The organism is Bradyrhizobium sp. (assembly GCF_035484855.1).
In the GTDB taxonomy this organism is placed as follows: Bacteria; Pseudomonadota; Alphaproteobacteria; order Rhizobiales; family Xanthobacteraceae; genus Bradyrhizobium.
Genome location: NZ_DATHOP010000101.1, coordinates 38,067 through 56,241, shown reverse-complemented (window position 1 = coordinate 56,241; position 18,175 = coordinate 38,067). Strand labels below are relative to the sequence as shown.

The window sequence follows — 18,175 nt, the reverse complement described above, 5'->3', positions numbered from 1 at the left end:
GAGGCTGTCAGAACGTGACAGCCGAGAAGATCGCCTCCGCTCGCTTGAATGCCTTGTCGATCGCCTGTTCCGGCGTCATGCCGTTCTTGATGACGTCAGCATGCGCCTGCCCCCAGAGCTGCTCGGCGCTCACCTGGCCCCAGGCGGGGTTGAACCCTTCGTAGTTCGAAGTCGTCGGCCCCAGCACTGCCTCGGTCACATAGGGGGGGCGATGCGGGTCCGCCGGATCGAGCCACCACGGGTCATCCTTGACGATCTGCGGCATCGCCGGCACCCAGCGTCCAAGGCCCACCTTCAGGTTGTCGTTCATGACCTTGGGTTGCATCCAGTACTTCATGAGGTCCTTGGCGACCTCGACGTTTTTCGCCCCCTTCGGAATGAAGCCGCCGCCGGCATTCACCTGCGCCGCCATCGGCTGGCCGTCGTTGCCGTTGGGCAGACCCATGGTGACCATGTCATGCATATAGGCCTGCGTGTCCTTGATCATCGCCAGCTCGGTCGAGATCGTGCCGTCGAAGTCGACGAGGAACACCTTTTCATGGAAGGCGTTGTTGTCGTCCGCATCGTTCCAGCTCAGCGCCTCGGGCGGTACGAAGCCCTGCTTGTAGGCGTCGGTCAGGTAGGCGACGGACTTGATCGCCGCTTCGCGCACCTTCGGGTCGTCGGTGTGCAACTTACCATCCGGCGTGACCATCGTGCCGCCGTTGGCAATCACGAAGGCCGCGAACAGGCCGTTACCGTCGTTGGGCCCGACCGTGGTGATTTGCAGGCCAAGCGCATAGATCTTGCGCATGCCCTTGCCGCGAAGTTCCTTTTGCGCCGGCTTGAAGAAATCCCAGAACGCATCCCACGTCTTCGGCGCATCGGACAGTTTCAGGCCGGCCTTCTCGACCAGGCTGCCCCAGATGTGGAACGGTATGCAGGCCTGCTTGATCGGCGCAAGATAGTAGCTGTGGGCTTTTGCAGTCTTGTTATAGAAAGTCGAGCATTCCCTGGCCGTCTTCGAAAGCTGCGCTTCATAAGGCTTAACGATGTCGCTGACATCGACCAGCTTGTCGTCAAACGCGTTCTGCGGAATGATGGACTGCGGCGCGTCCATGAAGACCAGATCGGGGACGTCGCCGCTGGTCAGCGCAGAGACCGTCTTCTGGTTCTGCGCCTGGAACGGCATGATGCTGTAGTCGAGCGTATTGCCGCTCGCCTTCATGTAGTCCGCGGCCAATTGCTTGAAGGCATCGTCCTCCGCCTTCACGAACCCCTGGTTGACCCAGACGGTCGCGGTCGTAGCGGCAGCATTGGCAATATACGGTTTACCCAGGGCGGTCGCGGCAGCGAATCCAACGGAGCCGCGCAGCACCGATCTCCGGCTATACTTGTCCATTCCCATCACCCTCCCATGCGGAGCGCTACTCTTTCGAAGCGTCCCAAATTTCGTTGGTATGATGTAGGCAAACAACCGGCGCTGATGCTCGCAAACGGCCCATGCGATGTCAATGAGACTGTAGTCTCGATTGAAATTCGACTTGGCAGAAATCGGCCGCAGGTTTTGTGCTACGCGCAAATCCGGTTTTGGCCCTTGGGTAGCCGCCATCAAGCCATTTTCATTTTGATTGGGCCCGTGCCGAAATAGTCCGGTTTTCGGGAAACGGCGACCGGATACAGGTTGATGATCGCAGCGGCTTGACCGCAGTCCCTTGGCAAGGATTGTTGATCGGGCCATTGCGGCGACGCCGACGCCCTATTTTTGCCGCCACCGATCCGCAAGAACCGTCGGTAAGCCAAACTGACCAATTGGGCCAGAATCGCACCTTGACGGGACCGCAGCGCGATCTATCTCGCGTTTGGCCACGGCGTTTGAGAAAGCTAGCTTGATGACCGACCTGCCCGTGACGTCCGAACAGACGCCCGATGTCGCGGAAACCGTCGGTTTCTTGCGGCGATTTTCCGACATGATGGCCACGGGCTACAACGCGGCTTATTTGAAGCGCGCGGCGGATCTCCTGGAAAGCTTCACCGCGCGCCTGGCCGCGTCGTCGGATGAACAGGAACTCTGGCGATACAAGTATGAAACTCTGAGCCGTCATGCCGACGCGCTGGAAGCCGAATGCGACAGGCTCAAGCATGACGTCGAGGGGCACCTCGATATCACCGCCTCGGTGCTGGCCGAACGCGACGCGCTTGGGATGACGCTGGCGGTGCGGGAGAACGAGCTTTCAGAGTTCCGCGAGACGCTGCACCGCGAACGCGAGGAACGCGCCGCCGAAGGAGCTGCGCACGAGCAGGACCTGATCGACCTTCGCCAGGCGTTCGATCAGAAGCATGAAACGCTGCAGGCGAGCCTGCAGGCGCGTGGCGAGGAAGGCGACGATCTGCGCAGCCGGCTTGAGCGCGAACGCGCGGACGGCGCTTTAAGGCTGGCGGCCCACGAGGCGGAATTGCACAGGCTTCGCCTTGCCTTTGACGGCGAACGGATCGGCCTGCAGGCGAGGCTGAAGGCGCGGGACGACGAACTCGCGGCGTTTCGCGTCGTCGCCGAGCGCGAGCACGACGCGCTCAGGGAGAAGTTGGCGGCACTCGAAGCCAAGCGCGCCGAGCTTCGCTCCGCCTTCGATCGGATCGGCCAACTCGGAAATCAAGCCGGCGGAGCCAATGATGGCGCCGAAGGCGCCATGCCCCGAAGTTCGGAAACGGGCGCGAGCAGACTTTCGGCACAGTGGGGCCAGCCCGTATTGCTGGTCGGCGAACACAACGCAGTGGTGCCGAAAACCACACTGCTTCAGGCGCGCGCCCAGTTCGAATATCTGGCCCGGGAATTCGTCCCGCTCGGCGATATCGCTTCGCAGGTGATGTGCGAGTTGGGCGCCTATACCATGGACATGGCGCTGATCGGCGGCGAGCCGGCCGACCAATTGGCGGTGGGCGTGGTCGCACAAAGCATCCTCGCCGATGGCGAGAACAGCTGAGTTCGCTTCGCGCTTGCGCTCAGCGTCCGCGAAACGCCGGCTTGCGCTTCTCCATGAACGCGGTTCGTCCTTCCACATAGTCGTGGGAGGCGAAACAGCCATCGACCGCGGCTTGTGCCGCGACGAGATCGCGCTTGTCGGGATCAATGACCGCTTCGTTGACGCACAGCTTGACCGAATTGATCGTCAGCGGCGCGTTGCCGCCGATCGTCCCGGCATAATTGCGCACATAAGTCTCGATGTCGGCGGTCGGGACCACGCGATTGACCAGCCCCATCTGCAGCGCTTCCGTCGCATCGAACTGTCGCGCGGTATAAAAGATCTCCTTGGCAAATGACGGGCCGACGACGTCGACCAGGCGTTTGATGCCCTCAAAGGCATAACCAAGCCCGAGTTTGGCGGCCGGAACCGCGAAGCGGGAATTTTCCGCGGCGATGCGAAGATCGCAGCACAGCGCGACGCTGAGGCCGCCGCCGACGCAATAGCCCTCGATCATCGCTATCGTCGGCTTGGGAAAGTCGATGATGGCGGCGTTCGCCAGCCCCGAAATCCTGCTGTACTCCTCGACGCTTTCCTTCGACGAACGCTTCTCGGCGAATTCGGAAATATCCGCGCCGGAGACGAACGCCTTGCCGCCGGCGCCGCTTAGCACCACCACCCGGATCTGGTCGTCGCTTTCGAACTCGGCCATGATTTCCGGCACCGCCTTCCACATGTCGAGCGACACGGCGTTATGTCGCGCCGGATTGTTGAACTGCATCCAGCCGACCGGCCCGTCCTTTTTGGCGAGCATCCGCTCGGTCGAGGTCTTCATGGCATCCTCCTGATGTTTATTTTCGTCATTGCGAGGAGCACTTGCGACGAAGCAATCCAGCTTTGGAGCAAAACGATGGAAAGCTGGATTGCTTCGTTCGCTTCGCTCCTCGCAATGACGGCTGTGGGTTCAAACGATCTTGCGCGCGCGAAACGCGGCGATCGCCTTGTCGTCATAGCCGTATTCACTGAGAATCTCCTCGGTGTGCTCACCCTTCTCGGGGGTGCCACGTACCATTTTCCCCGGGGTGCGGCTGAGCTTGATCGGCTGGTTGACGACGGCGATATCGCCGAGCACGTCCTGATGCACGGGTGCGGCCATGCCGAGATGTTTCACCTGCGGGTCGGCGAACACCTCGTCCATGCGGTTGATCGGGCCGCAGGGCACGCCGGCCTTGTTCAGCTTGGCGATAAGATCGACGCTCGACTGCTGCTTCGTCACCTCGGAAATGATCTGATTGATGGCGGCGCGGTTCTTCGAGCGCGCCGCATCCTCGGCGAAGCGCGCATCGTCGAGCAGTTGCGTGAGCCCGAGCGTCTCGCAGAAGCGCTTGAAGATATGCTTGCCCGCGGCGGCGATATTGATGTGGCCGTCGCTGGTCGGAAACACGCCGGTCGGGATGCTGGTCGGGTGGTCGTTGCCGGCCTGGCCGGGAACGTCTTTCGCGATCAGCCAGCGCGCCGCCTGGAAATCCAGGAGCGAGATTTGCGCTCCCAAGAGCGACGACTGCACCCACTGCCCCTCGCCGGAAACCTCGCGCTCCAGGAGCGCGACTAGGATTCCCATCGCGCAGAAGATGCCGGCGCCGAGATCGGCGACGGGAATGCCGACGCGCACCGGACCCTGGCCGGGAAGACCCGTGATCGACATCAGCCCGCCCAAACCTTGCGCGATCTGATCGAAACCCGGCCGTTCGCGATAGGGGCCGTCCTCGCCGAAGCCGGAAATCGAGCCATAGACGATGCGCTTGTTGATCGCACGAATCGTCTCATAGTCGATGCCGAGACGGAACTTGACGTCCGGGCGATAATTCTCGATCACGACATCGGCTGTTGCCACCATCTTCTTGAAGATCGCGATGCCGTCGGGTTCCTTCAGATTGAGCGTCAGGCTGCGCTTGTTGCGATGCAGGTTCTGGAAATCGGGCCCGTGCCGCGGTCCGCCCATGTCGCTCTCGTCGAGTCCCTTGGGAAGCTCGATCTTGATGACGTCGGCGCCCCAATCGGCCAGTTGCCGGGCCGCGGTCGGTCCCGCCCGCACCCGCGTCAGATCGAGCACCTTGAAACGGGCGAGCGCCTTCGAGGCGGGCGTGAAAGACATGCGGTTGGCTCCAGTTCTTTTCTATTTGACCAGTTTCAGGCGATCAGCGCCATCTGGCGCGGTTCGAATTCGAGCCAGGCGCTGGCGCCGACCGGGAAGTCGTCCATCGGCGAGGTCGTTACCCTTAGCGTCATCGCGCTCTCGCGCGGCTTGACGACGTAATCCCAGTGTTCGCCGAGAAACGCCCGCTCCATAATGACGACTCCGACGGCGGCGCAGCCATTGTTAGCGGTCGGCGGCGCTTCCGAAAGCCGCATGCTGTGCGGCCGCACCGAAAACACCGCCTTTCCTCCGGCAGGTACGTCGCGCTCGAAACCCGCGTGCGGCAGCGCAAAACCGTCGAACGCAATCTGCCGCCCGTCGCTCGTACCCTCGATGAAATTGGTGCGCCCGATGAAGCCTGCCACAAAGCGCGTCTTCGGCTTGTCATAGAGCGCGCGGGGCGCATCGACCTGCTCGATGCGGCCGCCGTTCATGACGGCAATTCGATCCGAGGTCACCATGGCTTCGGCCTGATCGTGCGTCACGTAAACCGTGGTGACGTGGAATTCATCATGCAGGCGGCGGATTTCGAAACGCATTTCCTCGCGCAAGGTGGCATCCAGATTGGACAGCGGCTCGTCCAGCAGCAGCACGGAAGGGCGGATCACGATCGCGCGCGCCAGCGCCACCCGCTGCTGCTGGCCGCCAGAGAGTTCGGCCGGATAACGGTCGGCGAGATGGCTCATATGGACGACTTCCAGCATCTCGCCGACGCGGCGCCTCACTTCGGCCCTCGCGATCTTGCGCAGCTCGAGTCCGAACGCGACGTTCTGCTCGACCGTCATGTTCGGCCAGATCGCATAGCTCTGGAAGATCATCGACATCTGCCGCCGGTCCGGCGGCACCGAGCCGGAAGGCGAGGAGAGGATCTGGCCGTCCATCTCGATCGTGCCGAGCGTGGGATCGATGAAGCCCGCGATCATCCGCAAGGTCGTGGTCTTGCCGCAGCCGGAGGGTCCGAGCAGCGAGACGAATTCTCCGGATTGCAGTTCGAGATCGATATTGTCGACCGCGAGGAAATCGCCGTAGCGCTTGCTGACGCCAGACAGTTTGAGCCTGCTCAACTATTCCTCCGCAGCATGAAATCACGCCCGATCACTTTCGATCCGATGGCGGCGATCGCCACCGTCGCCACCAGCAGGATGACGCCAAGCGCCGCCAGCACCTCGAAATTGCCTTCTTCCGACAGGTCGAACAGCATCACAGAGATCACGCGCGTGTTGGGCCCGACCAGGAAGATCGCCGACGACAATTCCCGCGTCGCCGGGATGAAGACCAGGATCCAGGCGCCGGCCAGACTCTTCTTCAGGAGCGGAATCAGCACCTTGCGAATCGCCAGCAACCGGCTGCCGCCGAGAATCCGCACGGCCTCTTCCATCTCCGGATTGATGCTGCGCAATCCCGCCGCGCTCGACGTGTAGGCAATCGGGAGAAAGCGCGTGGTAAAGCCGAGGATCAGGATGGTCGCGGTGCCGTAAAGCGCCAGCGGCGGCGGCGCGTAGGCGGCATAGAAGCCGATCGCCAGCACGATGCCGGGAACCACGAATGGCGCCATGCAAAGGAACGCCAGCACGTTGCTGAACGGCACCAGCTTGCGATTGACGACATAGGCAATGGCCAATGTCAGGCTGATCGCGGCGAACGCTGTCACCCCCGAATACACGAAAGTGTTGACGATGGTCTGCTTTGCCTGGGTCTGCTCGAATAGCAGATAGTAGAAATTATGCAGGGTCAGATTGTCGAGGCTGAAGCCGCGGCCCCAGGCCTTGGCGAACGCCGCCTGGATCAGCACCAGCATCGGCAGAAACACCGACAGCGCGCAGACCAGCAGCGCGTAAGCGAGCATCGCCCAGCGCCACGCCCCGAGCGCGATCATTCGCCGTTCGCCGCCCTTGCCGGTGACGGACGTGTAGCCCCTGCGGCCCAATATTCTTCGTTGTATCCAGAACATCAGCACGGTGATGGCGAGCAGCGGCATGGCATAGGCGGCGGCTTCCTCGACGCGAACCGGATACTCGAAGAATTGCCAGAGCTGCGTCGACACCACGTTGAAGCGGGCGGGCAGCGCGATCAGCGCCGGCGCGCCGAACAGCGCGATGGCTTCGAGAAAGCTGATGATGATGCCGCCGATGATCGCGGGCGTCACCAGCGGCAGGGTGATGCGCAGCGTGGTACGCAACGTGCGAGCGCCGAGAATATTGGCGGCGTCCTCCATCTCCGACGACACCAGGTCGAGTGCCGAACTGGTGAACACGAAGGTGTAGGGAAACGACGTCACGGCGATGACCAGGATCAGGCCGGTCATCGAATAGATGTTGAAAATGCCGTGGCCGGCGCCGGTCAGCGCCATCCAGACCTTGTTGAGCCATCCGGAATTCGGTCCCGCCAGCAGAATCCAGCCGATGGCGCCGAGATAGGGCGGCGTCACGAAAGCGGCGAACACCATCAGCCTGATGAACGCCTTGCACGGCATGTCGGTCCGCGATATCGCCCAGGCGATCGGGACACCGAAGCAGGTGGCGAGCAGCGCGACGCCGACGCCGAGCTCCAGCGAATTCAGAAGCGACTGCAGATGCCTGATGTTGCCATAGGCGGAGCGGTAGTTGGCGAGCGTGAAGTGTCCGGTATCGGTTTGCTGCAGGCTCGAGATAATCAGCCGCAGCACCGGATTAAGGATCAGGAACGCGAGCACCGCGATCAGCGCCAGCCACAACAACAGGCTGGCGTCGAGCCGCCGCAATCTTGAAGCAACACCGGAAAAATGCAGCGCCCGGATTTCGAGGGAGTTGTCGGTCACGTTCTTTGTCCTGTCGTGACCTAGACGCCGAAGGTTTCACGCCATTGCTTGATGACTTCCGGCACGCCCTTGGTGATTTGTTCGACCGTCGGTCGGATGACCTTCAGATCCTTGGCGGATTTGGCGCCCTTGGGCACCGAGACTTCCGGCCTGATCGTCTCGTTGAAGTGGTCCACCCAGATTTGCGAGGCTCCCGGGCTGAGCAGGAATTCCATGTACAGGCGGGCCGCATTGGGATGCTTGCAACCCTTCATGATGCCGGACGAGGCGATGATCAACACGGTGCCATCGGTCGGATAGACCATGGCGAGCGGGTTACCCTTCTGCATACTCTCGAGCACCGTGCCGACCGGCCCGGAGCCCGCGATGGCGCTCTCTCCCGCGTTCAGCATCGTGACCGTGTCGTTGATTGAACGGCCGACCCGCGGATTGTTCTTCGCCAATTTCTCGAAGAAATCCCAGCCGTATTGATTGCGCAGCGTCAGCGCCCAGGTGCCGACATAGCCGCTGAAGCCGGGATGACCGAGCGCAATATTGTCCTTCCATTTGGGATCGAGCAGGTCGGTCCAGTTTTTGGGCGCGTCGGCTTCCTTGACTTTGGCGGTATTGTATCCAATCCCGATCATGCCCGCGGAGTTGACGAAATAAAACCCGTCCGGATCGTAGTTCTTGTAGATGTCGAGCACCTTGCTGGAATTGTCCGGAACATATTTTTCCAGCGCGCCGATTGCTTTCAGTGCGACGTAGTGACCGAGATCCGTCGAGCTCAGGACGTCGCACTGGATGGCGCTGGCCTTGATTTCCTGGGTGACGCGCTGATAGGCCACTTGCGCGGTGGTGCGGAGCACGTTGACCTTGATGCCGGGATAGAGCTGCTCGAAACTGCGCCCGAGCGCTTGCGCCGTGATGTCGTCGGATTGCGCGGTGTACCAGGTCAGCTCGCCGCCCTCTTTCTTGGCGGCCTCAAAGAGTTCCGTCTCGTGCGGCGTCATCGATGGGGCAGGTTGAGCACGGGCCTTTCGGCTTGAGCCGAGCATCAGAAGCGCTGACCCGCCGATAATGAAGTTGCGCCTCTGGATTGGGAACATATCGAGCCTCGCCTGAATTCCGTTTCTTGTTCAGGCGATTATGCTGGCATTTCGCGCGGGCTTCAATTCATTCCAGAGCGTGGCAGCTCACACTTTGGAAGGGCTTGGCGTGCGCTGCACCATGCAATAGCCATACTGTGAATTGCAATGCGCGGTCAGGCCGCCACAAAAACGAGCAGCGCGCCATTGGCGGCGGCCGGCGCGACCAATACCCGGCCGTCACCGCGGAACCCGGTCTTGCCGACGGCTTGCTCGACGGCGGCGAGATCGCCTGTCGCAAGCACGAGGCCGGCGCCGCCGCGCTCGGGAATCCCGGCCAGCGCGACGCCGGGATAGCGCCGGCCCAACTGATCCCTGGTCAGGAATACGAAATCGGCGCGATCCCGACCGGAGGCCACCGTAACCGCGCCATCGGGCTCGGTGCTGATCGCGCGGTCGGTCATGTGTGCCAGATGTGCGGCCTCTTTTGCCAGCTCGGGCGAAACGGCAAGCACCTGGAGGAGGCGCTTTGCAGCATTGGCATGCCGCTGCAATTCCGGAATCCAGACGGTCTCCCGCGTCTTGTGCTGGCAGGCGAAAATGCGCATTCCGGCCGGTGCCTCCTCGATCGGCCACTGAAACGTCCGGAATCTGGCCGCCGATTGGGTACCGTCGGGCATCGTCACCGGCCGTTCGAAATCGGTCGGGCCAAGCGGAATGTAGCCGCGCGCGCGAATTTCTTCGGCGCCCGCGGCGGCGTCTGATGTGGTGAAGGCGACGCGTTCGATGCCTTCGCCGCGGCGCGCGAGCAAGGCCCGGCTCGGCGCATTATGTTCGGTTTCCGTGAGTACGCCGAGCAATTCGATATAGTCGTCGCCGAGCATGATCGTGTAGTTGCCCGTTCCCATCTTCGCGGAATGCGTGCCGCGCGGTGAAACCGTGAAGCCGAGCTGCTTCCAGTTGACGGCGGCCTTGTCCAGATCCCTGACCACGACAACGGCGTGGTCGACCCCGATGATGTTTTTCATCACCATTGCTGTCCCCCTGTTGGTGTAAGGTAACCAGATCGGCTTGATGGCCGCAACGCATGTTGCACTCCGCCGATATGCGCGAGAGGCTTACGCGATAGGGGCAGTCTCCGATCCGCCGGAGGCTGCAAAAGCCCTTTCAAAGGCGACCAAGTGTTGTAATCTTCAGGGCTATGTATCGATAATCGGGGGGAATGGGATGCGATTGGTTACGTTAGCATTATCGTCTCTAATTCTTCTTGCGAGCCTTCAGGTTGCTCAGGCCGCTGGCCCATTCGGCAACATCCGCGTTGGTGCCTGGACTGGCGGTGCTTATACGGATGACAACAGCGGGGCCTTCTCTCATTGTGCGGCTGCGACGTCATACTTGAACGGCGTTAACGTCATTGTCGGACAAAACGCCAATTCGTCCTGGCTGCTCGGCTTCGGGAATCAAGCGTTTCACCTGACAGCCGGCGAAACTTTTCCCATCGATGTCACCTTCGACGGCCAGGCGCAGGTGCGCTTGTTTGGAACGGCCGTTTCACCGGCTCTCGTCACTGCGATCTTGCCTCCGCATGCGGCCCAGCAGCTGCGAAAGGCCAGCCTCATGGTAGCGCTGGCAAAAGGCGCGACATACCAATTCAATTTGACGTCTACGGGTCCATTGTTACCCGTCCTGGCGAACTGCGTCGCCAAAACGAAATCGGCGGGCGTATCGAATGCCGGCGACTTTTCCGTGCCACCACCCAAAGCTGGTACGGCGAACCCCGTTGTCGCTTCGGCCACGCCTGGTCCATCCCAAACAACCACCGCGAAAAAGATCGACAAGAGCGGCACCGGTTTCGTGGTCAGCTCGAACGGACATATCTTGACCAACCAACACGTGATCGATGGTTGTGTAGGAGAAATTCACGGAAACCTGAGCGGCGAATCTCCAATGGCGCTGCGAATCGTCTCAACCGACGAGACGAATGATCTGGCATTGCTGCAAGGCACGGCAACATCATTAAAGGACGTCGCGACCATTCGCGAAAAGGCCATTCATCCAGGCGACGCGGTTGTGGCCATCGGATACCCGTTTCACGGATTGCTGACCTCGGACTTCACCGTGACCACAGGCATCGTAAGTTCGCTTAGCGGCGTATTTAACGATACCCGCTACCTCCAGATCAGCGCTGCCGTTCAGCCGGGCAACAGCGGTGGCCCACTTTTGGACTCGAGCGGTCACGTCGTTGGAATGGTGGCCGCCAAACTGAACGCGATAAAGTTTGCGAAAGCAACCGGAGACATACCGGAGAACATCAACTTCGCCATCAAGACCGGCGCGCTTCGAGATTTCCTGGACAATAGCGTGGTGTCGTATCAAACGGCAGGCGCGAGAGATGAGCTGAAGACTGCGGACATGGCCCACGATGCAAGGGCCTATACGCTTCTCATTTCATGTACTGCGACCGAGCAAACCGAAACCGCAAAGAAATAAAGCGCGTTGAAATCGCCCAATACCTCCGTGTTGAATGCCGCAACTGTTCGCTGGCCGGATTCGCTGTGGGCCGCCGTGACGCCGCCCGGGCCGGAACTGCCGGCGCTCGCCGGCGACGCGCAAGCCGATGTCGTCGTGATCGGCGGCGGATTTACCGGGCTGTCGACCGCGCTGCATCTGCGCGAAGCCGGCGTCGACGTCGCCGTGGTCGAGGCGATGGAGCCGGGCTGGGGCGCCTCGGGCCGCAACAACGGCCAGGTCATCCCGACATTGTCGCGGCCCGATCCCGACGACATCATTCGCAAGCACCGCGCGGTGGGCGAACGCTTCGTTGCGCTGCTGCGCGACAGTGCCTCGACGCTGTTCGATCTGGCGCGGCGCTACCAGATTCAAGCCGAGCAGGAACAGACGGGATGGATCCAGCCGGTGCATTCGCCCGGCCGCATGGGGATTGCCGAGCGCCGGGTCCGGCAGTGGTCGAAATTCGGTGCGCCGGTGGAGATTCTCTCGCGCGACCAGACGCGCGCGATGCTGGGATCGGACGCCTGGTTCGGCGGCTTCTGGAACAAGTCCGGAGGTCACATCAATCCGCTCGCGTTGTCGCGCGGACTTGCTCGCGCCGTGCTGGAGCGTGGCGGCCGCATCTTCGCGCGCTCGGCGGCAACAGGCTTTGAGCGGCGCAATAACCGGTGGGTGGTCGAGACCGCGCGAGGCAAGATCAGCGGCAGAGCCCTGATCGTGGCGACCAATGCCTACACCGGCGAGTTCTCGAAACGGCTGGCGCCCGACATCGCGCACGAGGTCGTGCCGGTGCTGTCCTGGCAGATGGCGACGCAACCGCTTTCCGAAAGCGCCCGCAAGAGCGTCATTCCCGGCCGGCAGGCGATGTCCGACACCCATGGCGAACTCTACTTCGCCCGCTACGATGCCAGAGACCGCCTCGTCACGGGCGGCGCCGTGATCGGTCCGGGCGACAAGCCCGCAAGGTTGAAGAAGGCCGTCGCCGAACGGGTGCAACGGTTGTGGCCGCAGATCGGGCCAGTTCATTTCGACCACGTCTGGAACGGTTACGTCGGCATGACGACGGATTTCCTGCCGCGCATTCATCGGCTCGGCCCCGATGCCTTTGGCTGGACCGGCTGCAACGGCCGCGCGGTCGCGCTTTCGATCGCGCTCGGGGCTGAATTTGCAAAGGCGGTGCGCGGCGTTCCCGACGGCGAACTCGCGCTGCCGTTCACTGACCCCGCGCCGATCGCGGTGCACGCGCTGCTGCGTCGCCTGGCGCCGCTGATGCTGATGGTCTATCGGCGGCGCGACGCGCGCGAGATCTCTTAGCCTGGCTTCTCGCCTGACTTGACACGGGGCTTGCTCCAAGGGACCGTCCCGGCCTGCATTCGAAGCAGGCCAGAGTGCAAGAAAAGACAAATTGGAACACAAGAACATGGATCAGATTGACGTCGCGATCATCGGTACCGGCTGGTGTGGGGGCATCCGGGCGGACGCCTGTGCCGCGCATCCGCTGGTGGGTGGCGTGCACATCGCCGAGAACCGGCCCGAGCGGTTGAAAGAGGTTGCGGCGAAGATCGGCGCCAAATCGGCGACCTCGGATTATCGCAGCCTACTGGAGAACAAGGATATCTCAGCCGTCTTCGTCTGCGCGACGCCCGAGACCACGCATTTTCCGATGACGCGGGATTTCCTGCGCGCCGGCAAGCACGTGTTCCTGGAAAAACCGATTGCGCTGGAACTCGAAGAGGCGGACGAGCTGATTTCGATCGCGCGCGCGAACAAGCTCAAATTCACCATCGGCTATTCGCAACGCTTCAATCCGAAATTCGCCTACGTCAAGCAGTGCGTCAGCGACGGCACCATCGGCAAGCCTGTCAGCGTGCTGGTAAGCCGGCATATCTCGCGCAGCCTCGGCAAGAAGATCAGCGGCCGTGTGAAACTTTCACCGGCCGCGATGGAATCGACCCACGATCTCGACTTCGTGCTCTGGTGCCTGGAGCCGGCCAAGCCCGTGCGGGTCTATTCGCAGGTGAATTACGGCGCGATGCGCGAATCCTCGGGCAACGACATCCCCGATCTGCAATGGATGACCGTGACCATGGACTCCGGCCTCAGCTTCGTGGTCGGCGGCGGCTGGAGCCTGCCGCCCGGCTATCCGAACTTCTCCTCGACCTGGATCGAACTTGTGGGAACCGAAGGCGCGCTGATGGTCGACGACACCCATCGCGACGTCATGCTCAACACCATGAAGCACGGCGCGGTGTTTCCGATGTCGACCATGCCCGGCGAATCCGTCGGCCACGTCTATGCCGGCCCGATGGCGTCCGAGACCGTGCATTTCGTGGAAGCGGTGGCGCTCGACCGGCCGGTGCTGGTGACGCCCGAACAGGCGCGCCGCGTGATGGAGCTTTATATCGCCGCGGACTTGTCGGCCGAACTCAACGAGCCGGTGACGCTGCCGCTGGAGAACAAGCGGCCGACGAAAGTGGCCGTCGGGATATAGCGCGGTGGTGATTTCTCCCCTCCCCACCGCTTCGCGGGGGGAGGGGAGAAGAAATCCTAGGAGCCCTCCGCGGCCTTCACCAGCGCGATCAGCTCGCTGCCATAATGCTCCAGCTTCTTGTCGCCAATCCCCGCGATACCGCGGAGGTCGTTCAGCGATTTCGGGCGCGCCGAGGCGATGCCGTCGATGGTGGAATCGTGCAGCACGACGTAGGCCGGTACGCCGCGGCTGCGCGCCGTCTGCGAACGCCATGCCCGCAAGGCTGCGAGCAAGGTCGGGTCGCCCGCTTTGCCGGCAGCATTGGGTGCGGCCGCGAGATCGCCGCGCCGTGATTTCGACCGGATGGCGCGGTTGCGGCCGCCCGGGATTTCCTCGCGCAGCATCACATCCGTCTCGCCCTTGAGCACGCCGCGTGCGCTTTCGGTTAGCTTCAGCGCGCCGAAAGCCTCGCTGTCGACGCGAAGATGGCCCATCGCCACCAGCTGCCGCAATGCGGCGCGCCACTGCTTTTCGTTGAGCTCGCGGCCGATGCCGAACACCGAGAGCCGGTCGTGCCCGAATTGCGTGACGCGCTCGGTCATGCGGCCGATCAGGACGTCGATCAGGTGCATGGCGCCGAATCGCTGCCCGGTGCGATAGGCGCAGGACAACAGTTTTTGCGCGATCACCTTGCCGTCGCGCAGCTGCGGCGGCGACAGGCAGTTGTCGCAATTGCCGCATTTGGCCTCGCCCAGCCGCTCGCCGAAATAGCCGAGCAGTCGGGTGCGCCGGCAGTCGGCGGCCTCGGCGAGTCCGACCAGCGCTTCCAGCTTGCCGGTCGACACCCGCTTGAACGCGTCGGAACCGTTGGACTCCTCGATCATGCGGCGCTGCTGCACGATATCGGACAGGCCATAGGCCATCCAGGCGCTCGACGGCTTGCCGTCGCGCCCTGCGCGGCCGGTCTCCTGATAATAGGCCTCGATGCTCTTGGGCAAATCGAGGTGGGCTACGAAGCGCACGTCGGGCTTGTCGATGCCCATGCCGAAGGCGATGGTGGCGACGATGACGACGCCGTCTTCGTTGATGAAGCGGTCCTGATGCCGCGCGCGCGTCGCGGCATCCAGCCCCGCGTGGTAGGGCAGCGCCGTGATGCCGGCATCCGCTAGCGTATTAGCGACATCCTCCACCTTGGCGCGCGACAGGCAGTAGACGACGCCCGCGTCGCCCGCATGGCGTTCGCTGATAAAGGCTTTCAGCTGGGACGGCGCGTTCTGCTTCTCGACGATTTCATAGCGGATGTTCGGCCGGTCGAAACTCGCGACGAAGCGCGGCGCATCGGCAAGCCCAAGCCGCTCGACGATCTCCTGGCGGGTGAGCTCGTCGGCGGTCGCGGTCAGCGCGATCCGCGGCACCTCGGGAAAGCGTTCCGCGATCGCCGAAAGGCCGATATATTCGGGACGGAAGTCGTGGCCCCATTGCGACACGCAATGCGCTTCGTCGATCGCAAACAGCGCGATTTTCGCGCGACCGAGCAGGGACAGGCAGCGCGGCGTCAACAGCCGCTCCGGGGCGACGTAAAGCAGATCGAGATCGCCGGCGATGAGCCGCGCCTCGACCGCGTTGGCCTCTTCAAATGACAGCGTGGAATTCAGCACCGCCGCCTTGACGCCGGCCTCGAGCAGGCCCGCGACCTGGTCGCGCATCAGCGCGATCAGCGGTGAGACCACGATGCCGCAGCCGTCGCGCAACAGGGAGGGCAATTGATAGCACAGCGACTTGCCGCCGCCGGTCGGCATCAGCACCAGGCAATTGCCGCCGTCCGTCACGTGCCTGACGATTTCTTCCTGCGCGCCGCGAAACGCGGGCAGGCCGAACACGGAATTCAGCACCGAAAGTGCTTCGGAGGAATCGAACTCACCGCGTTGGGCCGAGGTCATGGCGGATAGTTTACCCATCGACGGCCTCAACGCCACATCCCGCGCATGCGCGCGCCGACATCGATGCGCGGCCCCTGGCTTGCATTGCGCGCCGCGGCTCCAGCCACCATGCGCGGCCAGGTCGTCTTCTCGAACAGGCCGAGCAGGCGATCGGGAATGAAGCGTGTCCGCGCGGCATAAACGTGGCGATCGCCTCGCGCCTGCTGGCCGTGGGTGAAGAAACGCTGCGGCACCATGAGATGCAGATCGTCGCGGGCGCGGGTCATGGCGACGTAGAGCAGGCGGCGTTCCTCCTCGAGCTCGGCGCTGGTGCCGGCGCCGAGATCGGACGGCATGCAGCCGTCGACGACGTTGAGCACGAACACCGACTTCCATTCCTGCCCCTTGGCCGAATGGATGGTCGACAGGATCAGATAGTCCTCGTCGAGCAGCGGCACTCCCGCCTGGTCGCTGGTGGCGTCCGGCGGGTCGAGCGTCAGTTCGGTCAGGAAGCGCTCGCGGGAGGGATAGCCGCTGGCGATCTGTTCGAGCTGGATCAGATCGGCGCGCCGGGTGTCGGAATCCTCGTGGATTCGGTCGAGATGCGGTTCGTACCAGAGGCGCGCGCGTTCAAGGTCGGCCGGCCAGTTCGAATGGCGGATAGCCGCAACCGTGTGGACGAACATGTTCCAGTCGTCGCCGGCGCGGGGCGGGGCGGACGCGGTCACAAGCGCCGCGATCGGATCGGCGCTGTCGGCCATGTGATCGAGCACCCGCTGCGCCGAGGTCGGACCGACCCCCGGGATCAGATGCAGCAGCCGAAAACCGGCGACGCGATCCCTGGGATTTTCAACGAAACGCAACAGCGCCAGCATGTCCTTGATATGGGCGGCATCGAGGAATTTCAGGCCGCCGAATTTGACGAAGGGGATGTTGCGGCGGGTGAGTTCGATTTCCAGCGAGCCGCTGTGGCTCGAGGTGCGAAACAGCACCGCCTGCTGCTTCAGAAGCGCGCCAGTCTCGCGATTTTCCAGCACGGCTTCGACGATGCAGCGTGCCTGATCGGCCTCGTCGCGAATGCTGACGAGCAGGGGCTTTGCACCGGAGGTCCGGTCGGTCCAGAGATTCTTGGTGAAGCGCTCGCGGGCGAGGTCGATCACGCCATTGGCGGCGGCGAGGATCGCCTGCGTCGAGCGGTAGTTGCGATCGAGCGTGATGACGTCGGCCGGCGGCGAGAACTGGCCAGGGAAATCCAGAATGTTACGCACGGTGGCGGCGCGGAACGAATAGATCGATTGCGCATCGTCGCCGACCACGGTGAGGCCGCGCCCGCCGGGCTTCAGCCCCAGCAGGATCGAAGACTGCAGGCGGTTGGTGTCCTGATATTCGTCGACCAGCACATGATCGAAACGATCGCCGATGTCGGTTGCCAGCGCCTTGTCGCTCATGGTCTGCGCCCAGTACAGCAGCAGGTCGTCATAATCGAGTACATTCTGCGCCTGCTTGGCTTCGACATAGGCCGCGAACAGTTCCTTCAACTCGGCGGCCCATCCGGAGCACCATGGAAACGACGACCCCAGCACCTCCTCGATCGCTACTTCCGCGTTGACGCAGCGCGAGTAGATCGCAAGGCAGGTGCCCTTGGTCGGAAACCGCTCCTTGGTTTTGGAAAATCCCTTCTGGTGCCGGATCAGGTTCATCAGGTCGGCGGAATCCTCGCGGTCGTGAATCGTGAACGCGGGATCGAGACCGATCTGCTCGGCGTATTCGCGCAACAGCCGCGCGCCGATGCCGTGGAAGGTGCCGGCCCAGGCGAGCGCGTCCGTCATCACGGAAGCATTGTCGCCCAGCACCTTGCGCGCGATCCGCTCGACCCGTTTCGTCATTTCGGAGGCCGCCCGCCGCGAGAACGTCATCAACAGAATGCGCCGGGGATCGGCGCCGCCGACGATCAGATGCGCCACGCGATGCGCGAGCGTGTTGGTCTTGCCGGAACCGGCGCCGGCGATCACCAGAAGCGGCGCGCACCCGCCCGCTTCGGCCGCGCCATGCTCGACGGCGCGCCGCTGTTCCGGATTGAGGCTTTCGAGATAGGCGGCTGCTGCCACGGATTGATCGTCCCGAGGTGAAAAATCAAACTCCGTGATTCCCGCTGCGCTTACAATGCCTCCGCGCGGCGGCGCATCGGGAAGGGGAATCGCATCGGGATCGACTCTTGGCCGAATAGTATGAACAAATCAAGAACAATGCAAAAAGGCCCGTCTGGGTGGGT

At 62.7% G+C, this 18,175-nt stretch carries 13 protein-coding genes; 4 read left to right on the top strand and 9 right to left on the bottom strand.

Annotated features, from left to right (window positions below; translation table 11 throughout):
• Positions 1-7: 7 nt before the first annotated feature.
• Positions 8-1,720, bottom strand: coding sequence for an ABC transporter substrate-binding protein (locus tag VK804_RS11955; RefSeq protein WP_325371022.1), 1,713 nt, complete (start codon positions 1,718-1,720; stop codon positions 8-10).
• Positions 1,721-1,871: 151 nt separating this feature from the next.
• On the opposite strand from VK804_RS11955, the gene VK804_RS11950 reads away from it, so the two are divergent.
• Positions 1,872-2,963 (top strand): hypothetical protein, encoded by a 1,092-nt coding sequence (locus VK804_RS11950; RefSeq protein ID WP_325371021.1) that lies wholly within the window; start codon positions 1,872-1,874, stop codon positions 2,961-2,963.
• 19 nt (positions 2,964-2,982) lie between these two features.
• On the opposite strand, the gene VK804_RS11945 is transcribed toward VK804_RS11950, so the two are convergent.
• From VK804_RS11945 to VK804_RS11920, 6 genes are all read right to left on the bottom strand, one after another.
• The gene (locus tag VK804_RS11945; RefSeq protein WP_325371020.1) at positions 2,983-3,777 is read right to left on the bottom strand and encodes an enoyl-CoA hydratase; all 795 of its coding nucleotides are present in this window, start codon (positions 3,775-3,777) and stop codon (positions 2,983-2,985) included.
• Between the two features lie 129 nt (positions 3,778-3,906).
• Positions 3,907-5,097, bottom strand: coding sequence for a CaiB/BaiF CoA-transferase family protein (locus VK804_RS11940; RefSeq protein ID WP_325371019.1), 1,191 nt, complete (start codon positions 5,095-5,097; stop codon positions 3,907-3,909).
• 35 nt (positions 5,098-5,132) lie between these two features.
• A complete protein-coding gene (locus tag VK804_RS11935; protein ID WP_325371018.1) occupies positions 5,133-6,203 on the bottom strand; it encodes an ABC transporter ATP-binding protein in 1,071 nt (356 codons plus the stop codon).
• Positions 6,200-7,936 carry an iron ABC transporter permease gene (locus tag VK804_RS11930; RefSeq protein WP_325371017.1) on the bottom strand — a complete coding sequence of 579 codons (1,737 nt, stop codon included), beginning with the start codon at positions 7,934-7,936 and terminating at the stop codon, positions 6,200-6,202. Before VK804_RS11930 ends, VK804_RS11935 begins: the two co-directional genes overlap by 4 nt.
• 20 nt (positions 7,937-7,956) lie before the next feature.
• Positions 7,957-8,928: an ABC transporter substrate-binding protein gene (locus VK804_RS11925; protein WP_325371016.1), complete on the bottom strand. Its 972-nt coding sequence runs from the start codon at positions 8,926-8,928 to the stop codon at positions 7,957-7,959.
• A gap of 251 nt (positions 8,929-9,179) precedes the next feature.
• Positions 9,180-10,037, bottom strand: coding sequence for a VOC family protein (locus VK804_RS11920; RefSeq protein WP_325371015.1), 858 nt, complete (start codon positions 10,035-10,037; stop codon positions 9,180-9,182).
• 193 nt (positions 10,038-10,230) lie between these two features.
• Here VK804_RS11920 and VK804_RS11915 point away from each other — a divergent pair, with 193 nt between their 5' ends.
• From VK804_RS11915 to VK804_RS11905, 3 genes are all read left to right on the top strand, one after another.
• Positions 10,231-11,493 (top strand): S1C family serine protease, encoded by a 1,263-nt coding sequence (locus VK804_RS11915; RefSeq protein WP_325371014.1) that lies wholly within the window; start codon positions 10,231-10,233, stop codon positions 11,491-11,493.
• Between the two features lie 6 nt (positions 11,494-11,499).
• The gene (locus VK804_RS11910) at positions 11,500-12,828 is read left to right on the top strand and encodes an FAD-dependent oxidoreductase (RefSeq protein WP_325371013.1); all 1,329 of its coding nucleotides are present in this window, start codon (positions 11,500-11,502) and stop codon (positions 12,826-12,828) included.
• A gap of 106 nt (positions 12,829-12,934) precedes the next feature.
• Positions 12,935-14,005 (top strand): Gfo/Idh/MocA family oxidoreductase, encoded by a 1,071-nt coding sequence (locus tag VK804_RS11905; RefSeq protein WP_325371012.1) that lies wholly within the window; start codon positions 12,935-12,937, stop codon positions 14,003-14,005.
• Positions 14,006-14,061: 56 nt separating this feature from the next.
• Here VK804_RS11905 and recQ read toward each other — a convergent pair whose 3' ends face one another.
• Both recQ and VK804_RS11895 read right to left on the bottom strand, forming a co-directional pair.
• Positions 14,062-15,942, bottom strand: a complete 1,881-nt coding sequence (gene recQ / locus VK804_RS11900) for a DNA helicase RecQ (RefSeq protein WP_325371011.1) — start codon at positions 15,940-15,942, stop codon at positions 14,062-14,064.
• Between the two features lie 8 nt (positions 15,943-15,950).
• Complete coding sequence (locus tag VK804_RS11895; protein ID WP_325371010.1) at positions 15,951-18,011, bottom strand: ATP-dependent helicase; 2,061 nt, start codon at positions 18,009-18,011, stop codon at positions 15,951-15,953.
• Between the last annotated feature and the right edge of the window lie 164 nt (positions 18,012-18,175).

Excerpts from the sequence above, each read along its gene's own strand:
- VK804_RS11955 (WP_325371022.1), bottom strand. The coding sequence starts at position 1,720 with ATGGCCCGATCAACAATCCTTGCCAAGGGACTGCGGTCAAGCCGCTGC.
- VK804_RS11950 (WP_325371021.1), top strand. The coding sequence starts at position 1,872 with ATGACCGACCTGCCCGTGACGTCCGAACAGACGCCCGATGTCGCGGAA.
- VK804_RS11945 (WP_325371020.1), bottom strand. The coding sequence starts at position 3,777 with ATGAAGACCTCGACCGAGCGGATGCTCGCCAAAAAGGACGGGCCGGTC.
- VK804_RS11940 (WP_325371019.1), bottom strand. The coding sequence starts at position 5,097 with ATGTCTTTCACGCCCGCCTCGAAGGCGCTCGCCCGTTTCAAGGTGCTC.
- VK804_RS11925 (WP_325371016.1), bottom strand. The coding sequence starts at position 8,928 with ATGACGCCGCACGAGACGGAACTCTTTGAGGCCGCCAAGAAAGAGGGC.
- VK804_RS11920 (WP_325371015.1), bottom strand. The coding sequence starts at position 10,037 with ATGGTGATGAAAAACATCATCGGGGTCGACCACGCCGTTGTCGTGGTC.
- VK804_RS11915 (WP_325371014.1), top strand. The coding sequence starts at position 10,231 with ATGCGATTGGTTACGTTAGCATTATCGTCTCTAATTCTTCTTGCGAGC.
- VK804_RS11905 (WP_325371012.1), top strand. The coding sequence starts at position 12,935 with ATGGATCAGATTGACGTCGCGATCATCGGTACCGGCTGGTGTGGGGGC.
- recQ (WP_325371011.1), bottom strand. The coding sequence starts at position 15,942 with ATGGGTAAACTATCCGCCATGACCTCGGCCCAACGCGGTGAGTTCGAT.